Genomic DNA, 21,346 nt, shown 5'->3' on the forward strand with positions numbered 1-21,346 from the left:
GTCGCCGGCCCGCTAGACGATCACGGGGCTCTGCAGCCCATCCATGGTGATGGTGACGCCGGTGATGTAGGCCGCCCTGGCCGAGGCCAGGAACAGCACGGCGTCGGCGATCTCCTCCGGCTGCGCCCCGCGGCCGAGCGGGATCCGCGACACCGCGCGCTGCCGCGCCTCCTCCAGGGTGATGCCGTGCAGCCGGGTTTCGGCCTGCAGCCCCTCGGCCACCCGCTCGGTCTCGGTCAGGCCGGGGTTGATGCCGACCACGCGGATGCCCTTGCCGGCATAGGCGGTGGCGAGGCCGGCCGTGGCCAGCATCAGTGCGGCGTTGGCGGCGCCGCCGGCGATGTGCACCGTCGCCGGCACCTTGCCGCCATTGCCGATGACGTTGACCACGACGCCGGTGCCGCGCGCGCCCATGCGCTTCACCACCGGATCGATGACGTTGATGTAGGAGAAGAACTTGGCGTCCATCGCCGCCTTGTAGGCGGCCGGGGTCAGTTCCTCCGCCGGAGTGCGCCGGGCGGCGCCGGCCGAGTTGACCAGCACGTCGATCGGGCCGAGCTGACGCTCCGCCGCCTCCACCGCCGACAGCGCCGCCGCGGCGTCGGTCAGGTCGGCGGCGATGGCGACGACGCCCGGCAGCCCGGCGGCGGCGCGGTCGAGGTTGGCCTGGCTGCGCGAGACGATGGCCACCTTGGCGCCTTCCGCCAGGAAGGCGCGGGCGCAAGCCAGGCCGATGCCCTTCGATCCGCCGGTCACCAGCACGGTCTTTCCGGTCAGGCCGAGATCCATGGAACGCTCCTTCGGATTGGGTTCAGGCGCAGGCCTCAGAGACCGTTTGGAAATGCGCTGGCGTGAGTCGGCTGGTGGTGATTTCGAGAACCGGCGCGCAGCGGACGTTTGAGTCCGTGAGCACCGGAAGCGCAGAAGCCGCCATCAGACGGCCGCGCCAGTAGCATTTCCAAGCGGTCTCTCAGATGATCTCGAAGTACCGTGCCAGCTCCCAATCGGTGATGTGCTTGCGGAATTCGCGCTCCTCCCATTCGCGGGTGGCGGCGTAGTGCTCGACCCAGTCGTCGCCGAACAGGCCGCGCGCCGTCTTCGACGCGCGCAGCCGCTGGGCTGCGTCCCACAGCGTGCGCGGCAGCTCCGACTTGCGCGGGAAGGACTTGGCGTAGGCGTTGCCCTTCACCGGCTCGCCCAGCTCCAGCTTGCGCTCGATGCCCCACAGCCCGGCGCCCAGCGCCGCGGCCAGGACGATGTAGGGGTTGGCGTCGGCAGCGGCGATGCGGAACTCGACCCGCTGGCTCTTCGGCCCGCCCTGGATCACGCGCAGCGCCGTGGTCCGGTTCTCCACCCCCCAGGTCGCCGAGGTCGGCGCCCAGAAGCCCGGGATCAGCCGGGAATAGGCGTTCACCGTCTGCGCGATCATGGCCAGGAACTCCGGCATCAGCGCCTGCTGGCCGGCCACGAAATGGCGCATGGTCGCGCTCATCCCATGCGAGTCCTTGGGGTCGTGGAAGGCCGGCTTGCCCTTGCCGTCGATCAGCGACATGTGGATGTGGCCGCTCTGCCCCGGCACCTCGTTCGACCACTTCGACATGAAGGTGGCCATCAGATTGTTGCGCTGGGCGATCACCTTGGTGAAGGTGCGGAACAGCGTCGCCTTGTCGGCGGCGGCCAGGCCGTCATCGACCGCGATCGCCGCCTCCAGCACGCCCGGCCCGGTCTCGGTGTGCAGCCCCTCGATCTCGCAGTCCAGCGCCTGCATGGTGCCGAGCAGCTCGTGGTACAGGTCCGACCACACCGTGTTGCGCAGCGTCGAATAGCCGAAGAAGCCCGGCGTCAGGCTGGTCAGGTTGCGGTAGTGCTTCTCGCGCACCGAATGCGGCGTCTCGTCGAACAGGAAGAACTCGTATTCGAACGCCGCCTTCAGGCTGAAGCCCATGTCGGCGGCCTTGTCCAGCATCCGGCGCAGCAGGGCGCGCGGGCACACCGCCTCGGCCTGGTCGGCCAGCTCGCACAGGAAGAAGGGCAGGTCGTTCTCGAAGGGCAGGCGGCGCATCGTCTCCGGCAGCAGGCGCACCGGCGCGTCCGGATAGGCGGTGTGCCAGCCGGTGTAGCGGGCGTTGTCGTAGAGTTGGTCGTGGCTGTCCCAGCCGACGATCACGTCGCAGAAGCCGAAGCCCTTCTCCAGCGCCGACAGGAATTTTTCGCGGGAGATGTACTTGCCGCGCAGGATGCCGTCGACATCGGTCAGCGCCACCTTGACGTGGTTGTAGCCCCCGTCCTGCACCAGCTTGCGGGCATCGTCGGCGGTGAAGCGGGCCGCGGCCCGTGGGGTCGGTTGCGCCATGATCAGTCGAAGTCTCCCGTTTCCGTGCCGCCCGCTGCTTGGTTCGGATGATCCGGCGGGTCGATGCGATCTATTCAGAGCATGTCCGGCGAAGCGGCGGCAAGAGAGGCCGCGACCCGGGTGGTCCGGGCTTGCGCAACATGCTTGCCGGAGCTTTGGTTCGGTGAGACTGTTTCTGCCGGATCCGAGCCGATCCGCGTGGGATTTGGCCCGATTCGGGGTGTGGGGAGCGGTCCAAGAAGCAGTCCAGAACCGGCAAACAGGGGGTGTCCATCATGTCCCAGGACGGTCATCGTTCGGGAGGCGAGCACGACATTGCGGAGGATGTGAAGGTCCTGCACGGCATGGGCTACGCCCAGGAACTGCTGCGGCGGATGTCCGGCTTCTCCAACTTCGCCATTTCCTTTTCGATCATCTGCATCCTGTCCGGCGGCATCAATTCGCTGGGGCAGGCGATCGGCGGGGTCGGCGGCGCCGCGATCGGCATCGGTTGGCCGCTCGGCTGCCTCGTCTCGCTGGTCTTCGCCCTCGGCATGGGCCAGATCGCCTCGGCCTATCCGACCGCCGGCGGGCTCTACCACTGGGGCTCGATCCTCGGTGGCCGGGCGCTCGGCTGGGTCACCGCCTGGTTCAACCTGCTCGGCCTGATCACCGTGCTCGGCGCGATCAATGTCGGCACCTTCCTGTTCGTGGTCGGCGCCTTCGGCGCCCAGCTCGGCCTCGAAGGCACGTTCTGGACCCAGGTGATCTTCCTGGCGCTCCTGACCGGCAGCCAGGCGCTGCTGAACCATCTCGGCATCCGGGTCACCACCCTGCTGACCGACCTCAGCGGCTATCTGATCTTCCTGGTCGCGATCGCCCTGACCATCGCCTTCCTGGCCTATGCCCCGGCGATCGACATCTCGCGGCTGTGGACCTTCACCAACTACAGCGGCCCCGCCGGCGGCGATGTCTGGCCGCAGCACAGCGGCCTGCTGATGGTGTTCCTGCTCGGCCTGCTGCTGCCGATCTACACCATCACCGGCTTCGACGCCTCGGCCCACACCTCGGAGGAGACGGTGCGGGCCTCCTACAACGTGCCGCGGTCGATGGTGCGGTCGGTGGTGCTGTCCGCCGTCTTCGGCTACGCCATGCTGGTCGCCTTCGTGCTGGCGATCCCGAGCATGGACGAGGCCGCGGCCCAGGGCTGGAACGTGTTCTTCTGGACCTCGGATGCGGTGCTGCCGGCCGGGCTGAAGATCGTGCTCTATGTCGGCATCGCGATCAGCCAGTACCTGTGCGGCCTGGCCACGGTCACCTCGGTGTCGCGCATGATCTTCGCCTTCGCCCGCGACGGCGGCCTGCCGGCCTCGTCCTCGCTGCGCAAGGTCAGCCCGACCTTCCGCACCCCGGTCGCGGCGATCTGGACCGGCGCCGCGCTGGCCGTGCTCTTCACCGTCTACACACCGGTCTACACCACCGTGGTGTCGGTGACCGTGATCTTCCTGTTCATCTCCTACGGCCTGCCGATCGCGCTCGGCGCCATCGCCTATGGCCGGACCTGGACCCAGATGGGGCCGTGGACGCTGGGCGGCGCCTACCGGCTGGTGGCGCTGCTCTGCGTGCTGTCGGTGATCCTGATCTTCACCATCGGCGTGCAGCCGCCGAACGACAAGGCGCTGTGGATCACGCTTGGCTTCCTGGTGATCACCGCCGGCGTCTGGTTCGGGCTGGAGCGCGAGCGGTTCAAAGGCCCGCCGATCGGCGAGATGATCCGCCAGCGCCAGGCCGAGATCGCGGCGGCCGAGCAGGCGGTGGGCGAGACTGCGGGTGCGGCCGTCGGCGAGGCCGGCAAGGCCTGACCCGGACCGCTGCCATCCATGGGGCGCCCCCGGCCGGGCGCCCCTTTTTCTTGCCGTGGGGGCGGGGTCGATCTAAACCGTATAAGTCGTACAATAGAGCCGCCGATCGACGGCGGCAGGTTCAGGGGAAACGCAGGATGAAGGTCGTCATCACCGGTGGTCTCGGTTTCGTCGGGCTGAACCTCGCCCGGGCGCTGCTGAAGCGCGGCACGCTGACCGGCATCTCCGGCCAACCGGAGCCGATCGATGCGATCACCCTGTTCGACATGGCGGCGCCGGACCAGCGGCCGGACGGGCTCGACGACCGGGTGTCGATCGTCACCGGCGACATCTCCGACCGCGCCACCGTCTCCAGCCTGGTCGACCGCGACGACATCTCGGTGTTCCACCTCGCCTCGATCCTGTCGGGCGGCGGTGAGAAAGATTTCGACCTGGCGCTCAGGGTCAATCTCGACGGCGGGCTGAACGTGTTCGAGGCGCTGCGGGCGCGGGCGGGCGGGGCGCAGCGCCTGGTCGCCGCCAGCTCGATCGCCGTGTTCGGCGGTTCGGTGATGCCGAAGACGGTGACCGACGCCACCAAGCAGACCAGCCAGACCACCTACGGCGTCACCAAGACGATCACCGAGCTCTTGATCAACGACTACAGCCGCAAGGGCTTCTTCGACGGCCGCGCGGCCCGGCTGCCGACCATCTTCGTCCGTCCCGGAAAGGCAAATTCCGCCGCCTCCAGCTTCTGCTCCGGCGTGTTCCGCGAGCCGCTGAACGGCGTCGAATGCGTGCTGCCGGTGACCCGGGCGCAGCTGCCGATGCTGGGCTACCGCAACTGCGTCGCCAGCTTCATCGGCCTGCACGAGGCCCCGGCCGCTGCGCTGGGCGACGACCGCGCCGTCAACCTGCCCAGCCGCGCCTATACGGTCGAGGACATGGTCGCGTCGGTGAAGCGGGTGGCCGAGAAGTACCAGATCAAGCTCGGGCCGATCACGACCAAGCCCGACCCGGTGATCCAGGCGATCGTCGACGGCTGGGCCACCGACGCCTCCTGGGACCGGGCCAAGGCGCTGGGCCTGCCGATCGACGAGAGCATCGACCGGGTGGTCGAGGACTACATCGAGGACTTCCTGCCCAGCCGTCATTGACGCGTAGGTTGGGTTCGCCTGCGGGCGAACCCAACATCTCGATACCGGCGCAATGTTGGGTTCGCGGCCGCGAACCCAACCTACGGCTGGCTGTTGTTCACGCCGCGCCGGCGGCTTGCAGGATCAGCGCCGTGATCTCGCGGGGATGCGAGACGATGCCGAGATGGCTCGACGGCAGCTCGATCGTCGTCGCGCCCATCCGCTTGGCCATGAAGCGCTCCAGGTCGGGGTTGATCGTCCGGTCCTGGGCCGAGACCTGGTAGAAGCTCGGCTTCGACCGCCATGCCGCCTGCGTCACCTTGGTCGCGAACAGCGTGTCGGAGATGCGGCCCTGGACGGCGTACAGCACCCGGGCCTTCGCCGGGTCGACGTCGCCGGCGAAGTCGCGCAGGAACGCCTCCTCGCCGAGCCAGGCATAGCCGCCGCCATGGACCACGCCCGCGCTCGCCGGCGGGGTCGGGTAGGTCTTCGCCAGCGCCGTGTAGTCCTCATTCGCGTCCGGCGCGCGGGCCGAGCAGTAGACCAGGGCCGAGACCTTGGGATGGACACCGGTCTGGGTGATCACCTCGCCGGCATAGGAATGGCCGACCAGCACGGTCGGGCCGTCCTGCAGGTCGAGGATGCGCTGGGTGAAGGCGCAGTCCTCGGCCAGCGACTGCAGCGGGTTCTGCACCGCCGTCGGGTTGAGGCCCGCCTGCTGCAGCCGCGGGATGATTTCCTGCCAGCAGGAGCCATCGGCATAGGCGCCGTGCACCAGCACGACGTTGCGGGCACGGGGCACGGCGACCGGCGCAGCCGCTGCCGCGGCGCGGGTGTGGCCCGCCGCCAGCACGGCGGCGCCGCCGGCGGCGGCCAGGCCCATCAGGAACTCGCGGCGATCGATGGCGTTCAGCATGGTCCTCTCCATAGGCAGGGCGCCTCCGGCCCTCCGGAAGCGGCGCTCGATCGCCTCTGTATGTAGAGCGCGGTTTTGAGCGGTATCTGCGTATTCGGATTGGATCCGAAATCAGTTTCATGAATATTTTGTCAGCTTTCGGCACCATCTGCGGATTCCCGTGCGTCGTTCCGCTCAAATTGTACGACCAAAGGAACCGATTCCGTTTGACCCGTCCGGACCATCCGCTACCCTCTGCGGCAACGATCGGCGGCCATGTCGCTTCCGGCATCGCTCAGAGGGAGGGGGAATGGCCTCGGTCTCGATCCGTGGTGTCACCAAGAGCTTCGGCACCGTTCCGATCATCCATGGCGTCGACATCGAGATCGGCGACCACGAATTCGTGGCGCTGGTCGGCCCGTCCGGCTGCGGCAAGTCCACCCTGCTGCGCATGATCGCGGGGCTGGAGCGGATCACCGGCGGCGACATCTCGATCTCCGGCCGCCGCATCAACGATGTCGCGCCGAAGGAGCGGGACATCGCCATGGTGTTCCAGAACTACGCCCTCTACCCGCATATGACGGTGCGGGACAACATGGCCTTCGCCCTGATGCTGGCCAAGACCGACAAGGCCGAGATCGACCGGCTGGTCGGCGACGCCGCCGGCATCCTCGGCCTGTCGGCGCTGCTCGACCGTTATCCGCGCCAGCTCTCCGGCGGCCAGCGCCAGCGCGTCGCCATGGGCCGCGCCATCGTCCGCGACCCGCAGGTGTTCCTGTTCGACGAGCCGCTGTCGAATCTCGACGCCAAGCTGCGGGTGCAGATGCGCACCGAGATCAAGCTTTTGCACCAGCGGCTGAAGACCACCTCGATCTACGTCACCCACGACCAGGTCGAGGCCATGACCATGGCCGACCAGATCGTGGTGATGCGCGACGGGCGGGTCGAGCAGTCGGGCGCGCCGCTGCATCTCTACGACCACCCGGCCAATGTCTTCGTCGCCGGCTTCATCGGCTCGCCGGCCATGAACTTCATCGACGGCATCGTGGCCGATGGCGGCGTCCGCGCCGGCGACGGCACGCTGCTGCCGCTGCCGCAGGGCGCGCCGGTCGCGGCCGGCAAGCGGGTGCGCTACGGCGTGCGGCCGTCGCATCTGCGCGTCGCCGCCGACGGGTCCGGGCTGCCGACCCAGGTCGAGGTGATGGAGCCGACCGGCGACGACACCTTCGTCTACGGCCGCATGGCGGGGCAGGAGATCTGCGCCATGTTCAACGAGCGCCAGAGCTTCGGCCCCGGCGACACCATCCGGCTGCTGCCCGACGCGGCGCGCATCCACCTGTTCGACGCGGAGACCGAACGCCGCCTCTGACGGCGGCGGTTTTCAGACAGCGATTTTCAAGCAAAGACAGATGGGAGAGGAAACATGGCTGAGTTCACGCGGCGCGACGTTCTGAAGACCGGGGCGGGGCTGGCCGCGGCCGGCGCCATCGGCTCGGGCGGCCTGATCAGGCCGGCCCATGCCCAGGACCTGTCCTACACGCCGGAATCCGGCGCGACGCTGCGGGTGCTGCGCTGGGCCAAGTTCGTGCAGGGCGACGAGACCCAGTGGCTGGCCAACACCAAGGCGTTCAGCGACAAATACGGCGTCCCGGTGCGGGTCGACAGCGAGGGCTGGGAGGACATCCGGCCGAAGGCGGCGGTCGCCGCCAATGTCGGCAGCGGGCCGGACATCGTGCTGGTCTGGTTCGACGACGCCCAGCTCTACCCCGACAAGCTGCTCGACGTCACCGAGCTGGCCAACTATCTCGGCAACAAATACGGCGGCTGGTACGAGGGCCTGCAGGGCTACGCCCAGCGCGACGGCAAGTTCGTCGGCCTGCCGCTGGCCGCGATCGGCAACGCCATCTGCTACCGCGAGAGCTGGGTGAAGGAAGCCGGCTTCGCCGAGTTCCCGAAGGACACCGACGGCTTCCTGGCGCTGTGCCGCAAGCTGAAGGAGAACGGCCATCCGCCTGGCTTCACCCTCGGCAACGGCGTCGGCGACGGCAACAATTTCGGCCATTGGATCATGTGGAGCCATGGCGGCAAGATGGTCGACGAGCAGGGCAACGTCGTCATCAACAGCCCGGAGACGATCGCCGGGCTGAACTATGCGGCCGAGCTGTACAAGACCTTCATCCCCGGCACCGAGGCCTGGCTCGACACCAACAACAACCGGGCCTTCCTGGCCGGCGAGGTCAGCGTTACGGCGAACGGCGTGTCGCTGTACTACGCCGCCAAGAGGGATGACAATCTGAAGGAGATGGCCAAGGACATCCGCTGCGTGCCGCTGCCGATCGGCCCGGTCGGCCAGTCGGTCGAGCTGTGCCAGACCACCTCGGCGGTGGTGTTCAACTACACCAAGTATCCGAACGCTGCGAAGGAGTACCTGCGCTTCATGTGGGAGAAGGAGCAGTTCTTCCCCTGGATGGAGGCGTCGAGCGGCTATTGCTGCCAGCCGCTGAAGGGCTATGCCGACCATCCGGTGTGGAAGGAGGATCCGAACCACGCCGCCTATGCCGGCGCCTCGGCCCGGCTGCGCCCGAACGGCTATGCCGGCCCGCTGGGCTATGCCTCGGCGGCGGCGATGGCGGACTACATCGTCGTCAACATGGTCGCCGAGGCCGCCACCGGCCAGCGCACGCCGGAGGAAGCGGCGGCGCGGGCCCAGAAGCGGGCCGAGCGGTACTATCGGGTGTAAGCTGTCGGCCGTGACGTGACCGGCCGGCCGGGGAGGGTGGATGGTGTTCGGCTGTCGGATCCTGCTGGCGCTGCTGTTCGCCGCCCTGGCCGCACCGGGCTGGAGCGCCGATCTGACGCGGGACCAGGTGGTCGCGATGCTGTCCCGCGCCTCCCCGGCCGCGCCGGCCGATCTCTCCGGCCGGTCGCTGCAGAAGGTCGATCTCAGCAGGCTCGACCTGTCGGGCGCGAACTTCGCCGGCGCCGATCTGTTTGCGGCCAAGCTGGAGGACAGCAACCTGACCAGGGCCGACCTGACCGGCGCCAATCTCGGCCTCGCCTGGGTGATCCGGGCGAATTTCTCCGATGCCGACTTGTCCGGCGCGAATGTCCAAGGGCTGGTCGTCGCCTCGGGCATGCAGACCAACTCGGCCGAGGCCCCGGTCTTCGCTCGCACCAAGTTCCTGGGGGCGCGGGTGATCGCCCGCTTCGGCGGCTTCGACCTGCGCGGCGCCGACTTCACCGACGCCAGGCTGGCGGTCGACATGCGCAACCAGTCGATGGGGATCATGCGGGCCGACTTCTCGAGCACCCGGCTGGAGGGCGCCAACTTCACCCGGGCCGATCTCGGGCGCGCCTGGTTCCGCTTCGCCAAGCTGCAGGGGGCGCGCTTCACCGGGGCCAGCCTGCTGCATGTCGACTTCTCCGGCGCCGACCTCACCGGGGCGGACCTCACCGGTGCCGACGCTACCGGGGCCGATTTCGGCCAGGCGATCCTGACCGGCGTCGTCGGCCTCGACACGGTCAAAGGGCTGGACCCCGCGGTCCCGCGCCGATAGCGCCGCGAGGCGGGTAACGTTCAGCGCGGCCTGAGGCCGCAAGCCGGGCCGCCCGCGGAGGGCGCCCGGCCTCTCGTGGAGGACAGATGTCGACGATCGCGCAGCGAAGATCGCCGCCCCCGACCGCGTCGTGGATGGCGCGGATGATGGAAAGCCGCAACGCGCTGGGGCTGGCCTTCCTGCTGCCGGCCGCGGTGATCCTGCTGCTGTTCCTGACCTATCCGCTCGGCCTCGGCCTCTGGCTCGGCTTCACCGACACGCGCCTCGGCCGGCCCGGCATCTGGATCGGCGCCGAGAACTACGAGTTCCTCTGGGAGGACCCGATCTTCTGGCTGGCGGTGTTCAACACCATCCTCTACACCACCGTCGCCAGCGTCTTCAAATTCGTGCTCGGCCTGTGGCTGGCGCTGCTCCTGAACCAGCATTTGCCGTTCAAGGCCTTCCTGCGCGCCATCGTGCTGCTGCCCTGGGTGGTGCCGACCGTGCTGTCGGGCATCGCCTTCTGGTGGATCTTCGACGCCCAGTTCTCGGTGATCTCCTGGAGCCTGATCCAGCTCGGGCTGATCGACACGCCGATCAACTTCCTGGGCGACGTCGCCAACGCCCGGGCCTCGGTGATCGCCGCCAACATCTGGCGCGGCATCCCCTTCGTCGCCATCACGCTGCTGGCCGGGCTGCAGACCATCCCGCAATCGCTGTACGAGGCGGCGGTGCTGGACGGCGCCAGCAACTGGCAGCGCTTCCGCTGGATCACCCTGCCGATGCTGTCGCCGATCATCGCGGTGGTGATGACCTTCTCGGTGCTGTTCACCTTCACCGACTTCCAGCTGATCTACGTGCTGACCCGCGGCGGCCCGCTGAACGCCACCCATCTGATGGCGACCTTGTCGTTCCAGCGCGCCATCCCCGGCGGCCAGCTGGGGGAGGGGGCGGCGATCGCCTCGGCCATGATCCCGTTCCTGCTGGCGGCGGTGATGTTCAGCTATTTCGGCCTGCAGCGGCAGCGCTGGCAGCAGGGAGGGCGCGACTGATGGCGATCAAGAGCGACGTCGTCGGCGACGAAGGCGGCATGGGCTATCTGGAGCGGCTGCCGCGCCGGGTGGTGACGGTCTACCTGCCGCTCGCGGTGTTCGTCTTCGTGCTGCTGTTCCCGTTCTACTGGATGGCGGTCACCTCGGTGAAATCGAACGCCGAGCTGTACAACTACAAGGACTTCAACCCGCTCTGGGTGGCCGAGCCGACGCTGCGGCACATCCGCTTCCTGCTGTTCGAGACCTCGTATCCCGCCTGGCTGTGGAACACGATGGTGATCGCCGTCGGGTCGACCGCGCTGGCGCTGGTCTGCTCGGTCCTCGCCGCCTATGCGATCGAGCGGCTGCGCTTCACCGGGGCGCGCTTCGTCGGCCTCGCCATCTTCCTGGCCTATCTGGTGCCGCCCTCGATCCTGTTCATCCCGCTGGCGGTCCAGCTCGGCCAGCTCGGCCTGCTGAACAGCCAATGGGCGCTGATCCTGACCTACCCGACCTTCCTGGTGCCGTTCTGCACCTGGCTGCTGATGGGCTATTTCCGCTCGATCCCGTTCGAGCTGGAGGAATGCGCCATCATCGACGGCGCCTCGCGGCTGCAGATCCTGCGCCGGATCACCCTGCCGCTGGCCGTGCCCGGCCTGATCTCGGCCGGGATCTTCGCCTTCACCCTGTCCTGGAACGAGTTCATCTACGCCCTGACCTTCATCTCGGATTCGGAGCGCAAGACCGTGCCGGTCGGGGTCTTGACCGAGCTGGTCCAGGGCGACACCTACCAATGGGGGGCGCTGATGGCCGGCGCCCTGCTGGGCTCGCTGCCCGTGGTGCTGCTCTACTCCTTTTTCGTCGAGCACTACGTCTCCAGCATGACCGGCGCCGTGAAGGAATGAGGCCAGGGAGAAAGCCGTGACCCGGACCGCCGACACCCCGCTGCTGCGCGTTGCCTATGAGGAGTCGGGGGCCGCCGACGGCCCGCCGTTGGTGCTGCTGCATGGCTGGCCGGACCATCTCCGCACCTGGGATCGCGTCCTGCCGGTGCTGCATAAGGCCGGGTTCCGCACCCTGGTGCCGAATCTCCGCGGCTTCGGCGGCACCACCTTTCGCGACCCCGGCACCATGCGCTCGGGCCAGCTCGTGGCGCTCGGGCAGGATCTGCTCGACTTCGCCGACGCGCTCGGCCTCGGCCGCTTCGCCGTGGTCGGTCATGACTGGGGTGCCCGCGCCGCCTACATCGCCAGCGCTTTGGCGCCGCAGCGGGTGTCGCACTGCATCGCCATGTCGGTCGGCTGGGGCACCAACGCGCCGGACCAGCCGCTCGGCCTGACCCAGGTCCAGAACTACTGGTACCACTGGTACATGGCGCTCGACCGGGGCGCCGATCTGGTGCGCAGCGACCGCCGCGGCTTCACCCGCCACATCTGGCGGATCTGGACCCCGGGCTGGGAGCTGTCGGACGCGGAGTTCGAGGACACGGCCGCCGCCTTCGACAATCCGGACTGGGCGGAGGTCGTGCTGCACTCCTACCGCGTGCGCTGGGGCCTGGCGCCGCATGACCCGCTCTACGAGACCCTTGAGGCGCGGCTGGCCGGGAACCCTGAAATCGACGTCCCGACTCTGGTCCTGCACGGCGGCTCCGACCCCTGCAACGACCCCTCGACCTCGGCCGGGAAGGAGAAATTCTTCCGCGGCCGCTACGAGCGGGGCGTGCTGCCCGGGATCGGCCATTTCCCCCAACGCGAAGCCCCGAACGCCGTCGCCGAGGCGATCCTGCGGTTCCTGGCCGCTAAGGACTGAGAGCTCCCAAACCGTCATTGACATCCCCGTCCATCTCGCCATAAGTTAGTTAACGATCACTAACTTCCTGAGTCACGGACATGGCCGGCAAAGGCAGGGACACCAGGGCGCGGATGGAGGAGGCGGCCATCCGCCTGTTCGCCGAGCGCGGGGTCGAGGGCACTTCGGTGCGCGACATCGCCGCCGCGGTCGGCGTCACCGAGGCGGCGCTGTACCGCCACCTGACCTCGAAGGACGAGTTCGTGGCCGGATTGTTCGCCGACCGCTATGTCGAGCTCGGCCGCCAGGTCCATGCGGCGCAGGAGGGGCTGACCGGCTTCGCCGCCCGGATGCGGGCGATGGTCGAGACCTGCTGCCGGCTGCACGACCGCGACCCATCGCTGTTCCGCTTCCTGCTGATCGTCCAGCACCGGGCGCTGCCCAGCCTGGCGCTGGGCGAGCCCAACCCCGGCGACGTCATCGGCGCCGTGATCGCCGACGGCATCCGCGAGGGCGCCGTGACCATCGCCGACCCCCGGCTGGCCACCGCCATCGCCTTCGGCTGCGTGCTGCAGCCGGCGGTGTTCCTGCTCTACGGCCGGCTCGAGGGCGGCCTGGCCGACCGCGCGCCGGAGATCGCCGGCGCCATCCTGCGGGCTCTCGGCGGCCCTGCCGCCTGACCCGCATTCCCCATCCGTCTCAGCGCGAGGAGACGTCCATGATCGACCCGATCGTGTTCCTGCTGATGATCGCCGCCATGATCTGGCTCGGCGTCCAGGTCCTGACCCAGCGCAGCGCCATCCGCGAGCTGGAATCCCGCCTCGACCTCATCGATGAGGAGGCTCCGGCATCCCCGGCGCGGAATCGGCGGCCGGGGCTGAATTGATGGCCGCCTCAGAGACCGTTTGGAAATGCGCTGGTGTGAGTCGGCTGGCGGTGGTTTCGAGAACCGGCGCGCAGCGGACGTTTGGGTCCGTGAGCACCGGAAGCTTCGAGTCCGCCGTCAGACGGCCGCACCAGTAGCATTTCAGGCGGTCTCTCTCAGCCCGCCCGCTCCTTGTCGATCTCGCTCTTCAGCGCGTCGAAGCCGACCGCGCCCGGGATGATCTGGTCGTTGATGACGAAGGCCGGCGTGCCCCGCACGCCCAGCGCCTCGGCCAGGTCCATGTTGGCGCGCAGCTCCGCCACCACCGACGGGTCGTTCATGTCCTGCTTCAGCTTGTCGACATCGAGCCCGACCTGCTTGGCGGTGTCGTAGATCACCTCGTCGGTCAACTGGCCCTTGAGGCCCATCATCTTGGTGTGGAAGTCGAGATACTTGCCCTGCATCTGCGCCGCCAGCGAGGCGCGGGCCGCGGTTACCGAGGCCGGCCCGAGGATCGGGAACTCCTTCAGCACCACCTTCAGCCCGCCATCCTGCTTCACCAGCCGCTCCAAATCGGGCTGGGCCCGCTTGCAGTAGCCGCACTGGTAGTCGAAGAACTCGACCAGCGTCACGTCGCCCTGGGCGTTGCCGATCACCGGCGAGGACGCGCTGCGGAACAGCTCGTCGGCCCGGCTGGTCAGCGTCTTGGCCTGGGCCGAGCGCTCCTCCTCGTCCTTCTTGGCCTGATAGGCGTCCAGCGCCTCGACCACGATCTCGGGATGGGCGCGGATGTAGTCGCGCACGACCTGCTCGATCGCCTCCTTCTGGATCGGATCGACCGCGGGCGTGCTCTGCTGGGCCCATACCGATGGCGAGGCGACCGCCACCGCGGCGAGGACGGCCAGGCTGGCGAGGTGGGGGCGGAGCATCGGGGTATCCTTTCGCTGGAACATGTCCCACTAGTCGCCTTTCGCGACGGGATGATCAAGGGTTACCGGGGCTCCGGCGGCATTCGACCGCAACGGTCTGCGCCGGCGGCATGGCTCGGAGCCGGCTCTCAGCGCGGCTTGTCTTCGGCCTGCCGCTGCAGGTCCTGGGCCCGGCGCCAGCCGGGCGAGCCGCGCGGCAGCAGCTGCAGCGCCCGGTCGACCTGGGCCCGGGCGTTCGGCTTGTCGCCGCGGGCCAGGTTGTCCTCGGCCAGGGCCAGCGACGCCTTGCCCATGTCGCCGACCTTGCCATAGGCGGTGCCGAGCAGCCGCCAGACGATCGGCGGCGTCTTCTCCGGGTCGATGCTGGCGCGCTCCAGGTCGCGGATGGCGCTGCGCAGCTCGGCGTCGGAGCCGCGGTCGATCTTGGTCTGGGCCAGCGGGATCAGCAGCAGCGGCTCGTTCGGCAAGAGCGCCAGGGCGCGCTCGTAATAGGGCCGGGCCTCGGCCAGGCGCCCGGTCTCCAAGAGGATCTGGCCGCGCAGCTCGAGGTAGTAGGGGTTGCGCGGCTCCGCCTTGATCAGCGCGTCGGTGCGGCCGAGCGCGTCGGCGAAGATGTTGTTGCGATAGGCCGCGATCGCCCGGGCGTATTGCGCCGGGATGCCGGTGTCGCTTGACGGGTAGACCCGGGCCACGCTCTGCGGCTCGGTGAAGCCGAACAGCTTGGCCCGCATCCGCGCGAACATGTCGTCATAGCCCGCCGGCATGGGATGGCCGCGCAGCGGCGACTTCTCGACCGCCTCCTGCACCGCCTCGATCCGGTCCTGTGTCAGCGGATGGGTGCGGGTGTATTCCGAGCCGGTCGGGCGGGCCAGCTCGGCATCCTGCATGCGCTTGAGGAAGCTGAGCATGCCGTCGGCCGGGATGCCGGCCTGGGCCAGGAAGCGCAAACCCGCCTGGTCGGCCGAGCTCTCGATCCCGCGGGTGAAGTTGACCATGTTCTGCCGGGCGATGTCCTGGGCGGTGATGGCGCCGGCCATCCCGGCGTCGCCGCGGCCGGCCGCGGCGCCGGCGGCGGCGCCCAGCAGCGAGCCGATGGTGGCGATCAGCCGGCTGCGCTCCATCTGCTCCGCCCCGCGCACCAGATGGCCGCCGGCGATGTGGCCGGTCTCGTGCGCCAGCACGGCCATCAGCTCGCCGGCGCTGCGGGTCTGCAGGATCAGCCCGGAATAGACGAAGATGTTCTGGCCGCCGGCGACGAAGGCGTTCACGTCGTCGTCATTGACCAGGAGGATGCTGACCGCCGCCGGGTTCAGCCCGGCCGCCCGGAAGATTGGCGTCAGCATCTTGTGGATGCTAGTTTCGATCTCGGCGTCGCGGACCACCGGAATGCGTTGCGCCTGGGCTGCCGCGAGGGGCCCGACGATGACCGCCGCCAGGGCCAGCACCAAGATCCGAATGACCCGTCCCAACGCTCCGCTCCCCCCGTGCCGGCGATCCGTTCCGCTGGATCATCACGCTAGCGGCCGACTGTGTCGACCCGGTGGCGTCCTGCCCTCCACCCGAAGCACACGCCCGTCATGAAGATCTCCCGCCGCGGCCAGGTGCCGCCCTTCATCGTCATGGATGTGATGACCGCCGCCGCGGCGCGCGAGAAGACGCATGGCGACGTGCTGCATCTCGAGGTCGGCCAGCCCAGCACCCCGGCGCCGGCCGGCGTGCTGGCGGCGGCGCAGGCGGCGCTGCGCGACGACAGGATCGGCTACACCGTGGCGCTGGGCATCCCGCCGCTGCGCCAGGCCATCGCCGACCATTGCGGCCGGGCCTACGGCACCGCGGTGGCGCCAGGGCAGGTGGTGGTCACCACCGGCTCCTCCGGCGCCTTCCTGCTGGCCTTCCTGGCCGCCTTCGACGTCGGCGACCGGGTGGCGCTGGCCGCGCCGGGCTATCCGGCCTACCGCAACATCCTGACCGCATTGGGCATCGAGGTGGTGGAGATCCCGGCCGGGCCGGAGACCCGCTACCAGCCGACGCCCGAGCTGCTGGAGAAGCATGGCGGCAAGCTGGACGGGCTGATCATCGCCAGCCCGGCCAACCCGACCGGCACCATGCTGTCGCCCGAGGCGCTGGCCGATCTGACCGCCTATTGCGACTCGCGCTCGATCCGGCTGGTGTCGGACGAGATCTACCACGGCATCACCTACGGCATGGGCACGGCCACGGCGCTGCAGACCAGCGGCAGCGCCATCATCGTCAACAGCTTCTCGAAATACTATTCGATGACCGGCTGGCGCCTGGGCTGGCTGGTGCTGCCGGAGGACCTGCTGCGGCCGGTCGAATGCCTGGCGCAGAATTTCACCATCTCGCCGCCGACCCTGTCGCAACACGCGGCGGTGGCGGCTTTCGATTGCGGCGAGGAGCTGGACCGCAACGTCGTCCGCTACGCCCGCAACCGCAGCCTGCTCCTGGAAGCGCTGCCGCGCGCCGGCTTCGACCGGATGGCCCCGGCCGACGGCGCCTTCTACCTCTATGCCGAGATCGGCCACCTGACCAACGACAGCGTCGAGTTCTGCCGGCGCATGCTGGCCGAGACCGGGGTGGCGGCGACGCCGGGCGTCGATTTCGACCCGGTGCGCGGCCACGCGACCATGCGCTTCTCCTTCGCCGGCGCGACCGAGGAGATGGAAGAGGCGGCGGACCGGCTGCACCGCTGGCTGCGATAGATGGCAAGGGCGGCGCGGCGCCGGGCGTCCCGCTGGCGGCTGCCGCGCCTGCCTCTGCCGCGACTCGCTCTGCCGGGCGCGCTCGGCCGCTGGTGGGGCCGCCGGCGCTGGTGGTCGAAGATCCTGTGGGGCCTGTTCGCCCTGCTGGTGCTGGCGCCGCTGGCGCTGACGGTCGTCTACCGCGTGCTGCCGGTGCCGGCGACGCCGCTGATGGTGCTGCGCCTGTTCGAGGGCGAGGGCTGGCATCGCGACTGGGTGCCGTGGAGCGGGATCGCGCCGGTGATGGCCAAGGCCGCAGTGGCGGCGGAGGACAATCTGTTCTGCCGGCATGACGGCTTCGACTGGGAGTCGATGCAGCAGGCCTGGGACCGCTACCAGTCCGGCGTCGGCCGGCTGCGCGGCGGCAGCACCATCTCGAACCAGACGGCGAAGAACGTCTTCCTGTGGGACGGCCGCACCTTCATCCGCAAGGGGTTCGAGGCCTATCTGACCGTGATGATCGAGGCGCTGTGGCCGAAGCGCCGGATCATGGAGGTCTATCTCAACGTGGTCGAGCTCGGCCCCGGCATCTACGGGGTCGAGGCGGCGTCGCAGGCCTATTTCGGCAAGAGTGCGGCGCAGCTTTCGGCGCGCGAGGCGTCGCTTTTGGCCGCGGTGCTGCCGAACCCGCGCGGCTGGTCGGCCGCCAAGCCGTCGCGCTATGTCGCCGGCCGTGCCGCCACCATCCAGCGCCGGATCGGCCAGCTCGGTGACCTGCTGGACTGCGTGGAGTAGGGAACCAGCCTCAGTTCCCGCCGGCGCAGGGCGGCTCGGTGCTGACCGATCCGGCGGCATCCCCGTCGAACTCGGCATAGATCCGGCCGAGGGTGGTCAGCGCGCCGGTGTCGTCGACCAGCCGCGAGGTGACGGTGGCCTCGCGATAGGCGCCGGCGCCCATCCAGGCATAGCGCTCGACATAGGGGCGGCGCTCCAGCTCGGGCAGGACGGTCGTCATGAACCGTTCCGTCGCCGCGGTGCTGTACCGGTTCTTGCGTCCGTCCCGCGCGGCCCAGTCGGAGACGGCGAATTCGGTGATCCAGATCGGTTTTTTGTAGGTCTGGTGGATGTCGTCGATCTTGCGCAGGAAGCTCTTGGCCGACGGCGCCCCGTACCAGTGGACGGCGACGAAATCATAGTCCTTTCCCTGTTCGGCCATCCGGGCGGAGAAGCCTTCGAACCAGGGGCCGAGCGCGTTGACGGCGGCCGGGCTGCCGATGCGGCGGGCGAGCGGCCTGAGCCGGTCCCAGGCGCCGACCGCCTGGTCGACCGACATGTCGGCCTGGCGCCGCCCGTCCGGCTCGTTGAAGGCCAGCAGCGCGCAGGGCGTCGGTCCGGCCTCGAGCTGCGCGACCTGCCGGTCCGCTTTCGCGCCGTCGGACCAGATCATCGGCACGAACTGCGCCGGCCCCGCCGACTCGATCGGTTCGGTATTCCAGGTGTAGTACCAGCTCGCCTTGAGCAGCCTGATGGTTTCGGCCGCGCCGGCGTCCCCGGGACCGATCGCCACACCCTTCTTCTCGCCGGCGACCGAGGGCGCGGCGGCCGCGATCGCGAGCGTGCAGACGGCGGCACGGAAAAGGGCGGTACGTCTCATGTCGACCTCGACAGCTGGTCCTGGGGATCGGCCGGGCAGGGGTAGCATTTCTGTCCTCCCGCGCAACCCTCACCACGATTCGGGCTGGAATCCGGGCCGGCCGAGCCTCTATCCTGGCGAGGCCTGCGCCCGGCCGGGGGGAGCGTTGCCGAAACGGCGTCTCTCAACCCGGGGCCCGCCCCTAGTCTGGATTCCACCAATTCTCGAGAGCCATGGCCGACGCCTCGCCATCGAGCGTGACGCCTTGGCTCCCTCCGCAGCGATCGAGGCTCCGCCGATGAACGACGTCTTCAAGGCCGAGGATTCCGCCGCCCTGCAATTCGGCATCGGCCAGCCGGTGTCCCGGATGGAGGACCCGGTCCTGCTCCGGGGCGAAGGCCGCTACACCGACGATGTCAGCCTGCCCGGCCAAGCCTATGCCGCCTTCGTGCGCAGCCCCCATGCCCATGGCGTCATCGCCGGCATCGACACCGAGGCGGCCCGCGCTATGCCGGGCGTGCTCGCGGTCTACACCGCTTCCGACCTCGCCCCGATGGGCTACGGGCCGCTGAAATGCGTGTTCGCGTTCCAGAATCGCGACGGCTCGCCGATGGCGGTGCCGCTGCGCCATGCGCTGGCCGTGGGCAAGGTGCGCTTCGTCGGCGACCCGGTCGCGGTGGTGATCGCCGAGACCGCCGATCAGGCGCGCGACGCCGCCGAGGCCGTCGCGCTCGACATCGACCCGCTGCCGGCGGTGACGCGCGTCGCGGAGGCGGTCGCGCCCGGCGCACCGCTTCTCTACGACGACGCGCCCGGCAACCTGGTGCTCGACTACCATTTCGGCGACACCGAAAAGGTGACCGAAGCCTTCGCCAAGGCGGCCCATGTCACCCGGCTGGAGATCCTGAACAACCGAATCGTCGTCAACGCCATGGAGCCGCGCGCGGCCGTGGTCGCCTTTGATGCCGAAACCGGCCGCTTCACCGTCCATGCGCCGAGCCAGGGCGTGTTCGGCAAGCGCAACAACCTGGCCGAGGCGATGGGCCTGCCGCCCGACCGGATCCATCTGATCACCGGCCATGTCGGCGGCTCCTTCGGCATGAAGGGCGCGGTGTTCCCGGAATATGTCTGCCTGCTGCACGCCACCCGCGCGCTCGGCCGGCCGGTGAAATGGACCGACCAGCGCTCCGACAGCTTCGTCTCCGACCATCACGGCCGCGACATGGAGGTGGTGGGCGAGCTGGCGCTCGACGCCGAGGGGCGCTTCCTCGCCACCCGCTTCACCGGCTACGGCAACCTCGGCGCCTATGTCTCGCCGGTCGGCCCGATGATGACCACGCTCAACATCGCCAAGAACTCGATCGGCATGTACCGCACCCCGCTGGTCGAGGTGAACACGATCTGCGCCGTCACCAACACCGTGCCGATCGGCGCCTATCGCGGCGCCGGGCGGCCGGAGGGCAACTACTACATGGAGCGGCTGATCGACACGGCCGCCGCCGAGCTCGGCATGGACCGGGTCGAGCTGCGCCGCCGCAACATGGTGGCGCCGGGCGAGCTGCCCTGGCAGACCCCGGCGGGTACGGCCTATGACAGCGGCGACTTCCCGGGCCTGCTCACCCGCGCCGTCGAAGCCGCGGATTGGGACGGCTTCGCCGCCCGCCGGGAGGAGAGCGCCGCCCGCGGCAAGCTGCGCGGCCGCGGCATCGGCTGCTATCTCGAGGTCACGGCGCCGCCGGCCAACGAGATGGGCGGCCTGCATTTCGAGCCGGACGGCACCGTCACCATCGTCACCGGCACGCTCGACTACGGCCAGGGCCACTGGACGCCCTTCGCCCAGGTGCTGCATTCGAAGCTCGGCATCCCGCTCGACCGCATCCGCCTGGTCCAGGGCGACAGCGACCGCCTGATCGCGGGCGGCGGCACCGGCGGCTCGAAATCGATCATGGCCAGCGGCGCCGCGATCCTGGAGGCGGGCGATCTGGTGATCGAGAAGGGAAGGCAGATCGCCGGCCACCTGCTGGAGGCCGGCGCCTTCGACGTCGAGTTCCGCAACGGCCGCTTCACAGTGGCCGGCACTGACCGCGGCATCGGCCTGATGGAACTGGCCGGCCGGCTGACCGCGGGGCTGCAGCTGCCGCCCGACGTGCCGGACTCGCTCGACGTGGACCACATCTTCAAGCAGGCGCCATCGGCCTATCCGAATGGCTGCCACGTCGCCGAGGTCGAGATCGATCCGGACACCGGCATCACTTCGGTGGTGCGCTATGTGATGGTCAATGATTTCGGCACGGTGGTGAACCCGCTGCTGGTCGAGGGCCAGTTGCATGGCGGCGTCATGCAGGGCGTCGGCCAAGCGCTGATGGAGCGCACGGTCTATGACGGAGAGGGCCAGCTGACCACCGGCTCCTTCGTCGACTACCAGATGCCGCGCGCCGCCGACGCCCCGCCGGTCTTCACCTTCGAGAGCCGGCCGCAGCCGACCGCGACCAACCCGCTGGGCGCCAAGGGCTGCGGCGAGGCCGGCTGCGCCGGGTCGCTGCCGGCGGTGATGAACGCCGTGGTCGACGCGCTCTCCGGCCTGGGCATCCGCCACATCGACATGCCGGCGACGCCGCTGGCGATCTGGCAGCGGATCGCGGCGGGGCAGGGGTGATCCGG

At 69.2% G+C, this 21,346-nt stretch carries 19 protein-coding genes; 13 read left to right on the forward strand and 6 right to left on the reverse strand.

All coding sequences use genetic code 11. The features are described 5' to 3' along the window. Positions 1-12: 12 nt before the first annotated feature. Together ACTOWL_RS04065 and ACTOWL_RS04070 are read right to left on the reverse strand one after the other, a co-directional pair. Positions 13-789 carry an SDR family oxidoreductase gene (locus ACTOWL_RS04065; protein ID WP_441319908.1) on the reverse strand — a complete coding sequence of 259 codons (777 nt, stop codon included), beginning with the start codon at positions 787-789 and terminating at the stop codon, positions 13-15. Positions 790-970: 181 nt separating this feature from the next. Further along, on the reverse strand, positions 971-2,353 hold the full coding sequence (locus ACTOWL_RS04070; protein ID WP_441319909.1) for a glutamine synthetase family protein: 1,383 nt from the start codon (positions 2,351-2,353) through the stop codon (positions 971-973). A 275-nt stretch (positions 2,354-2,628) separates the two neighbouring features. Between ACTOWL_RS04070 and ACTOWL_RS04075 the strand changes: the two genes are divergently transcribed. Together ACTOWL_RS04075 and denD are read left to right on the forward strand one after the other, a co-directional pair. Further along, positions 2,629-4,194, forward strand: a complete 1,566-nt coding sequence (locus ACTOWL_RS04075) for an amino acid permease (RefSeq protein ID WP_441319910.1) — start codon at positions 2,629-2,631, stop codon at positions 4,192-4,194. 137 nt (positions 4,195-4,331) lie between these two features. After that, positions 4,332-5,330 (forward strand): D-erythronate dehydrogenase, encoded by a 999-nt coding sequence (gene denD / locus ACTOWL_RS04080; protein WP_441319911.1) that lies wholly within the window; start codon positions 4,332-4,334, stop codon positions 5,328-5,330. Between the two features lie 97 nt (positions 5,331-5,427). Here denD and ACTOWL_RS04085 read toward each other — a convergent pair whose 3' ends face one another. Beyond that, a complete protein-coding gene (locus tag ACTOWL_RS04085) occupies positions 5,428-6,225 on the reverse strand; it encodes an alpha/beta hydrolase (protein ID WP_441319912.1) in 798 nt (265 codons plus the stop codon). A gap of 289 nt (positions 6,226-6,514) precedes the next feature. On the opposite strand from ACTOWL_RS04085, the gene ACTOWL_RS04090 reads away from it, so the two are divergent. The 8 genes from ACTOWL_RS04090 (at position 6,515) to ACTOWL_RS04125 (ending at position 13,445) form a co-directional block, all read left to right on the forward strand. Beyond that, the gene (locus ACTOWL_RS04090; protein ID WP_441319913.1) at positions 6,515-7,573 is read left to right on the forward strand and encodes an ABC transporter ATP-binding protein; all 1,059 of its coding nucleotides are present in this window, start codon (positions 6,515-6,517) and stop codon (positions 7,571-7,573) included. A gap of 54 nt (positions 7,574-7,627) precedes the next feature. Then, positions 7,628-8,944: an ABC transporter substrate-binding protein gene (locus ACTOWL_RS04095; RefSeq protein ID WP_441319914.1), complete on the forward strand. Its 1,317-nt coding sequence runs from the start codon at positions 7,628-7,630 to the stop codon at positions 8,942-8,944. A 40-nt stretch (positions 8,945-8,984) separates the two neighbouring features. After that, entirely contained in the window at positions 8,985-9,761 is a 777-nt protein-coding gene (locus ACTOWL_RS04100) for a pentapeptide repeat-containing protein (RefSeq protein WP_441319915.1), read from the forward strand. 143 nt (positions 9,762-9,904) lie between these two features. After that, entirely contained in the window at positions 9,905-10,792 is an 888-nt protein-coding gene (locus ACTOWL_RS04105; RefSeq protein WP_441319916.1) for a carbohydrate ABC transporter permease, read from the forward strand. Next, a complete protein-coding gene (locus tag ACTOWL_RS04110) occupies positions 10,792-11,676 on the forward strand; it encodes a carbohydrate ABC transporter permease (RefSeq protein ID WP_441319917.1) in 885 nt (294 codons plus the stop codon). The genes ACTOWL_RS04105 and ACTOWL_RS04110 overlap by 1 nt, the downstream gene beginning before the upstream one ends. A 16-nt stretch (positions 11,677-11,692) precedes the next feature. After that, positions 11,693-12,580 carry an alpha/beta fold hydrolase gene (locus tag ACTOWL_RS04115; protein ID WP_441319918.1) on the forward strand — a complete coding sequence of 296 codons (888 nt, stop codon included), beginning with the start codon at positions 11,693-11,695 and terminating at the stop codon, positions 12,578-12,580. A gap of 80 nt (positions 12,581-12,660) precedes the next feature. Then, positions 12,661-13,239, forward strand: coding sequence for a TetR/AcrR family transcriptional regulator (locus tag ACTOWL_RS04120; protein ID WP_441319919.1), 579 nt, complete (start codon positions 12,661-12,663; stop codon positions 13,237-13,239). A 38-nt stretch (positions 13,240-13,277) separates the two neighbouring features. Further along, on the forward strand, positions 13,278-13,445 hold the full coding sequence (locus tag ACTOWL_RS04125) for a hypothetical protein (protein WP_441319920.1): 168 nt from the start codon (positions 13,278-13,280) through the stop codon (positions 13,443-13,445). A 155-nt stretch (positions 13,446-13,600) separates the two neighbouring features. On the opposite strand, the gene ACTOWL_RS04130 is transcribed toward ACTOWL_RS04125, so the two are convergent. Beyond that, positions 13,601-14,353: a DsbA family protein gene (locus ACTOWL_RS04130; RefSeq protein WP_441319921.1), complete on the reverse strand. Its 753-nt coding sequence runs from the start codon at positions 14,351-14,353 to the stop codon at positions 13,601-13,603. A gap of 128 nt (positions 14,354-14,481) precedes the next feature. Beyond that, a complete protein-coding gene (locus ACTOWL_RS04135) occupies positions 14,482-15,822 on the reverse strand; it encodes a M48 family metalloprotease (protein WP_441319922.1) in 1,341 nt (446 codons plus the stop codon). 108 nt (positions 15,823-15,930) lie between these two features. On the opposite strand from ACTOWL_RS04135, the gene ACTOWL_RS04140 reads away from it, so the two are divergent. Beyond that, positions 15,931-17,073 carry an aminotransferase class I/II-fold pyridoxal phosphate-dependent enzyme gene (locus ACTOWL_RS04140; protein ID WP_441319923.1) on the forward strand — a complete coding sequence of 381 codons (1,143 nt, stop codon included), beginning with the start codon at positions 15,931-15,933 and terminating at the stop codon, positions 17,071-17,073. Then, on the forward strand, positions 17,074-17,847 hold the full coding sequence (gene mtgA, locus ACTOWL_RS04145) for a monofunctional biosynthetic peptidoglycan transglycosylase (RefSeq protein ID WP_441319924.1): 774 nt from the start codon (positions 17,074-17,076) through the stop codon (positions 17,845-17,847). Between the two features lie 10 nt (positions 17,848-17,857). Here mtgA and ACTOWL_RS04150 read toward each other — a convergent pair whose 3' ends face one another. Continuing rightward, on the reverse strand, positions 17,858-18,706 hold the full coding sequence (locus tag ACTOWL_RS04150) for a glycosyl hydrolase (protein WP_441319925.1): 849 nt from the start codon (positions 18,704-18,706) through the stop codon (positions 17,858-17,860). A gap of 277 nt (positions 18,707-18,983) precedes the next feature. Between ACTOWL_RS04150 and ACTOWL_RS04155 the strand changes: the two genes are divergently transcribed. Then, on the forward strand, positions 18,984-21,341 hold the full coding sequence (locus ACTOWL_RS04155) for a xanthine dehydrogenase family protein molybdopterin-binding subunit (protein WP_441319926.1): 2,358 nt from the start codon (positions 18,984-18,986) through the stop codon (positions 21,339-21,341). Positions 21,342-21,346 lie beyond the last annotated feature (5 nt).

This window comes from Inquilinus sp. CA228 (genome assembly GCF_052078665.1).
GTDB lineage: Bacteria > Pseudomonadota > Alphaproteobacteria > DSM-16000 > Inquilinaceae > Inquilinus.

Coding starts and splice junctions, on each gene's coding strand:
- ACTOWL_RS04065 (WP_441319908.1), bottom strand. CDS start 789: ATGGATCTCGGCCTGACCGGAAAGACCGTGCTGGTGACCGGCGGATCG.
- ACTOWL_RS04070 (WP_441319909.1), bottom strand. CDS start 2,353: ATGGCGCAACCGACCCCACGGGCCGCGGCCCGCTTCACCGCCGACGAT.
- ACTOWL_RS04075 (WP_441319910.1), top strand. CDS start 2,629: ATGTCCCAGGACGGTCATCGTTCGGGAGGCGAGCACGACATTGCGGAG.
- denD (WP_441319911.1), top strand. CDS start 4,332: ATGAAGGTCGTCATCACCGGTGGTCTCGGTTTCGTCGGGCTGAACCTC.
- ACTOWL_RS04085 (WP_441319912.1), bottom strand. CDS start 6,225: ATGCTGAACGCCATCGATCGCCGCGAGTTCCTGATGGGCCTGGCCGCC.
- ACTOWL_RS04090 (WP_441319913.1), top strand. CDS start 6,515: ATGGCCTCGGTCTCGATCCGTGGTGTCACCAAGAGCTTCGGCACCGTT.
- ACTOWL_RS04095 (WP_441319914.1), top strand. CDS start 7,628: ATGGCTGAGTTCACGCGGCGCGACGTTCTGAAGACCGGGGCGGGGCTG.
- ACTOWL_RS04100 (WP_441319915.1), top strand. CDS start 8,985: ATGGTGTTCGGCTGTCGGATCCTGCTGGCGCTGCTGTTCGCCGCCCTG.
- ACTOWL_RS04105 (WP_441319916.1), top strand. CDS start 9,905: ATGATGGAAAGCCGCAACGCGCTGGGGCTGGCCTTCCTGCTGCCGGCC.
- ACTOWL_RS04110 (WP_441319917.1), top strand. CDS start 10,792: ATGGCGATCAAGAGCGACGTCGTCGGCGACGAAGGCGGCATGGGCTAT.
- ACTOWL_RS04120 (WP_441319919.1), top strand. CDS start 12,661: ATGGCCGGCAAAGGCAGGGACACCAGGGCGCGGATGGAGGAGGCGGCC.
- ACTOWL_RS04125 (WP_441319920.1), top strand. CDS start 13,278: ATGATCGACCCGATCGTGTTCCTGCTGATGATCGCCGCCATGATCTGG.
- ACTOWL_RS04130 (WP_441319921.1), bottom strand. CDS start 14,353: ATGCTCCGCCCCCACCTCGCCAGCCTGGCCGTCCTCGCCGCGGTGGCG.
- ACTOWL_RS04140 (WP_441319923.1), top strand. CDS start 15,931: ATGAAGATCTCCCGCCGCGGCCAGGTGCCGCCCTTCATCGTCATGGAT.
- mtgA (WP_441319924.1), top strand. CDS start 17,074: ATGGCAAGGGCGGCGCGGCGCCGGGCGTCCCGCTGGCGGCTGCCGCGC.
- ACTOWL_RS04150 (WP_441319925.1), bottom strand. CDS start 18,706: ATGAGACGTACCGCCCTTTTCCGTGCCGCCGTCTGCACGCTCGCGATC.
- ACTOWL_RS04155 (WP_441319926.1), top strand. CDS start 18,984: ATGAACGACGTCTTCAAGGCCGAGGATTCCGCCGCCCTGCAATTCGGC.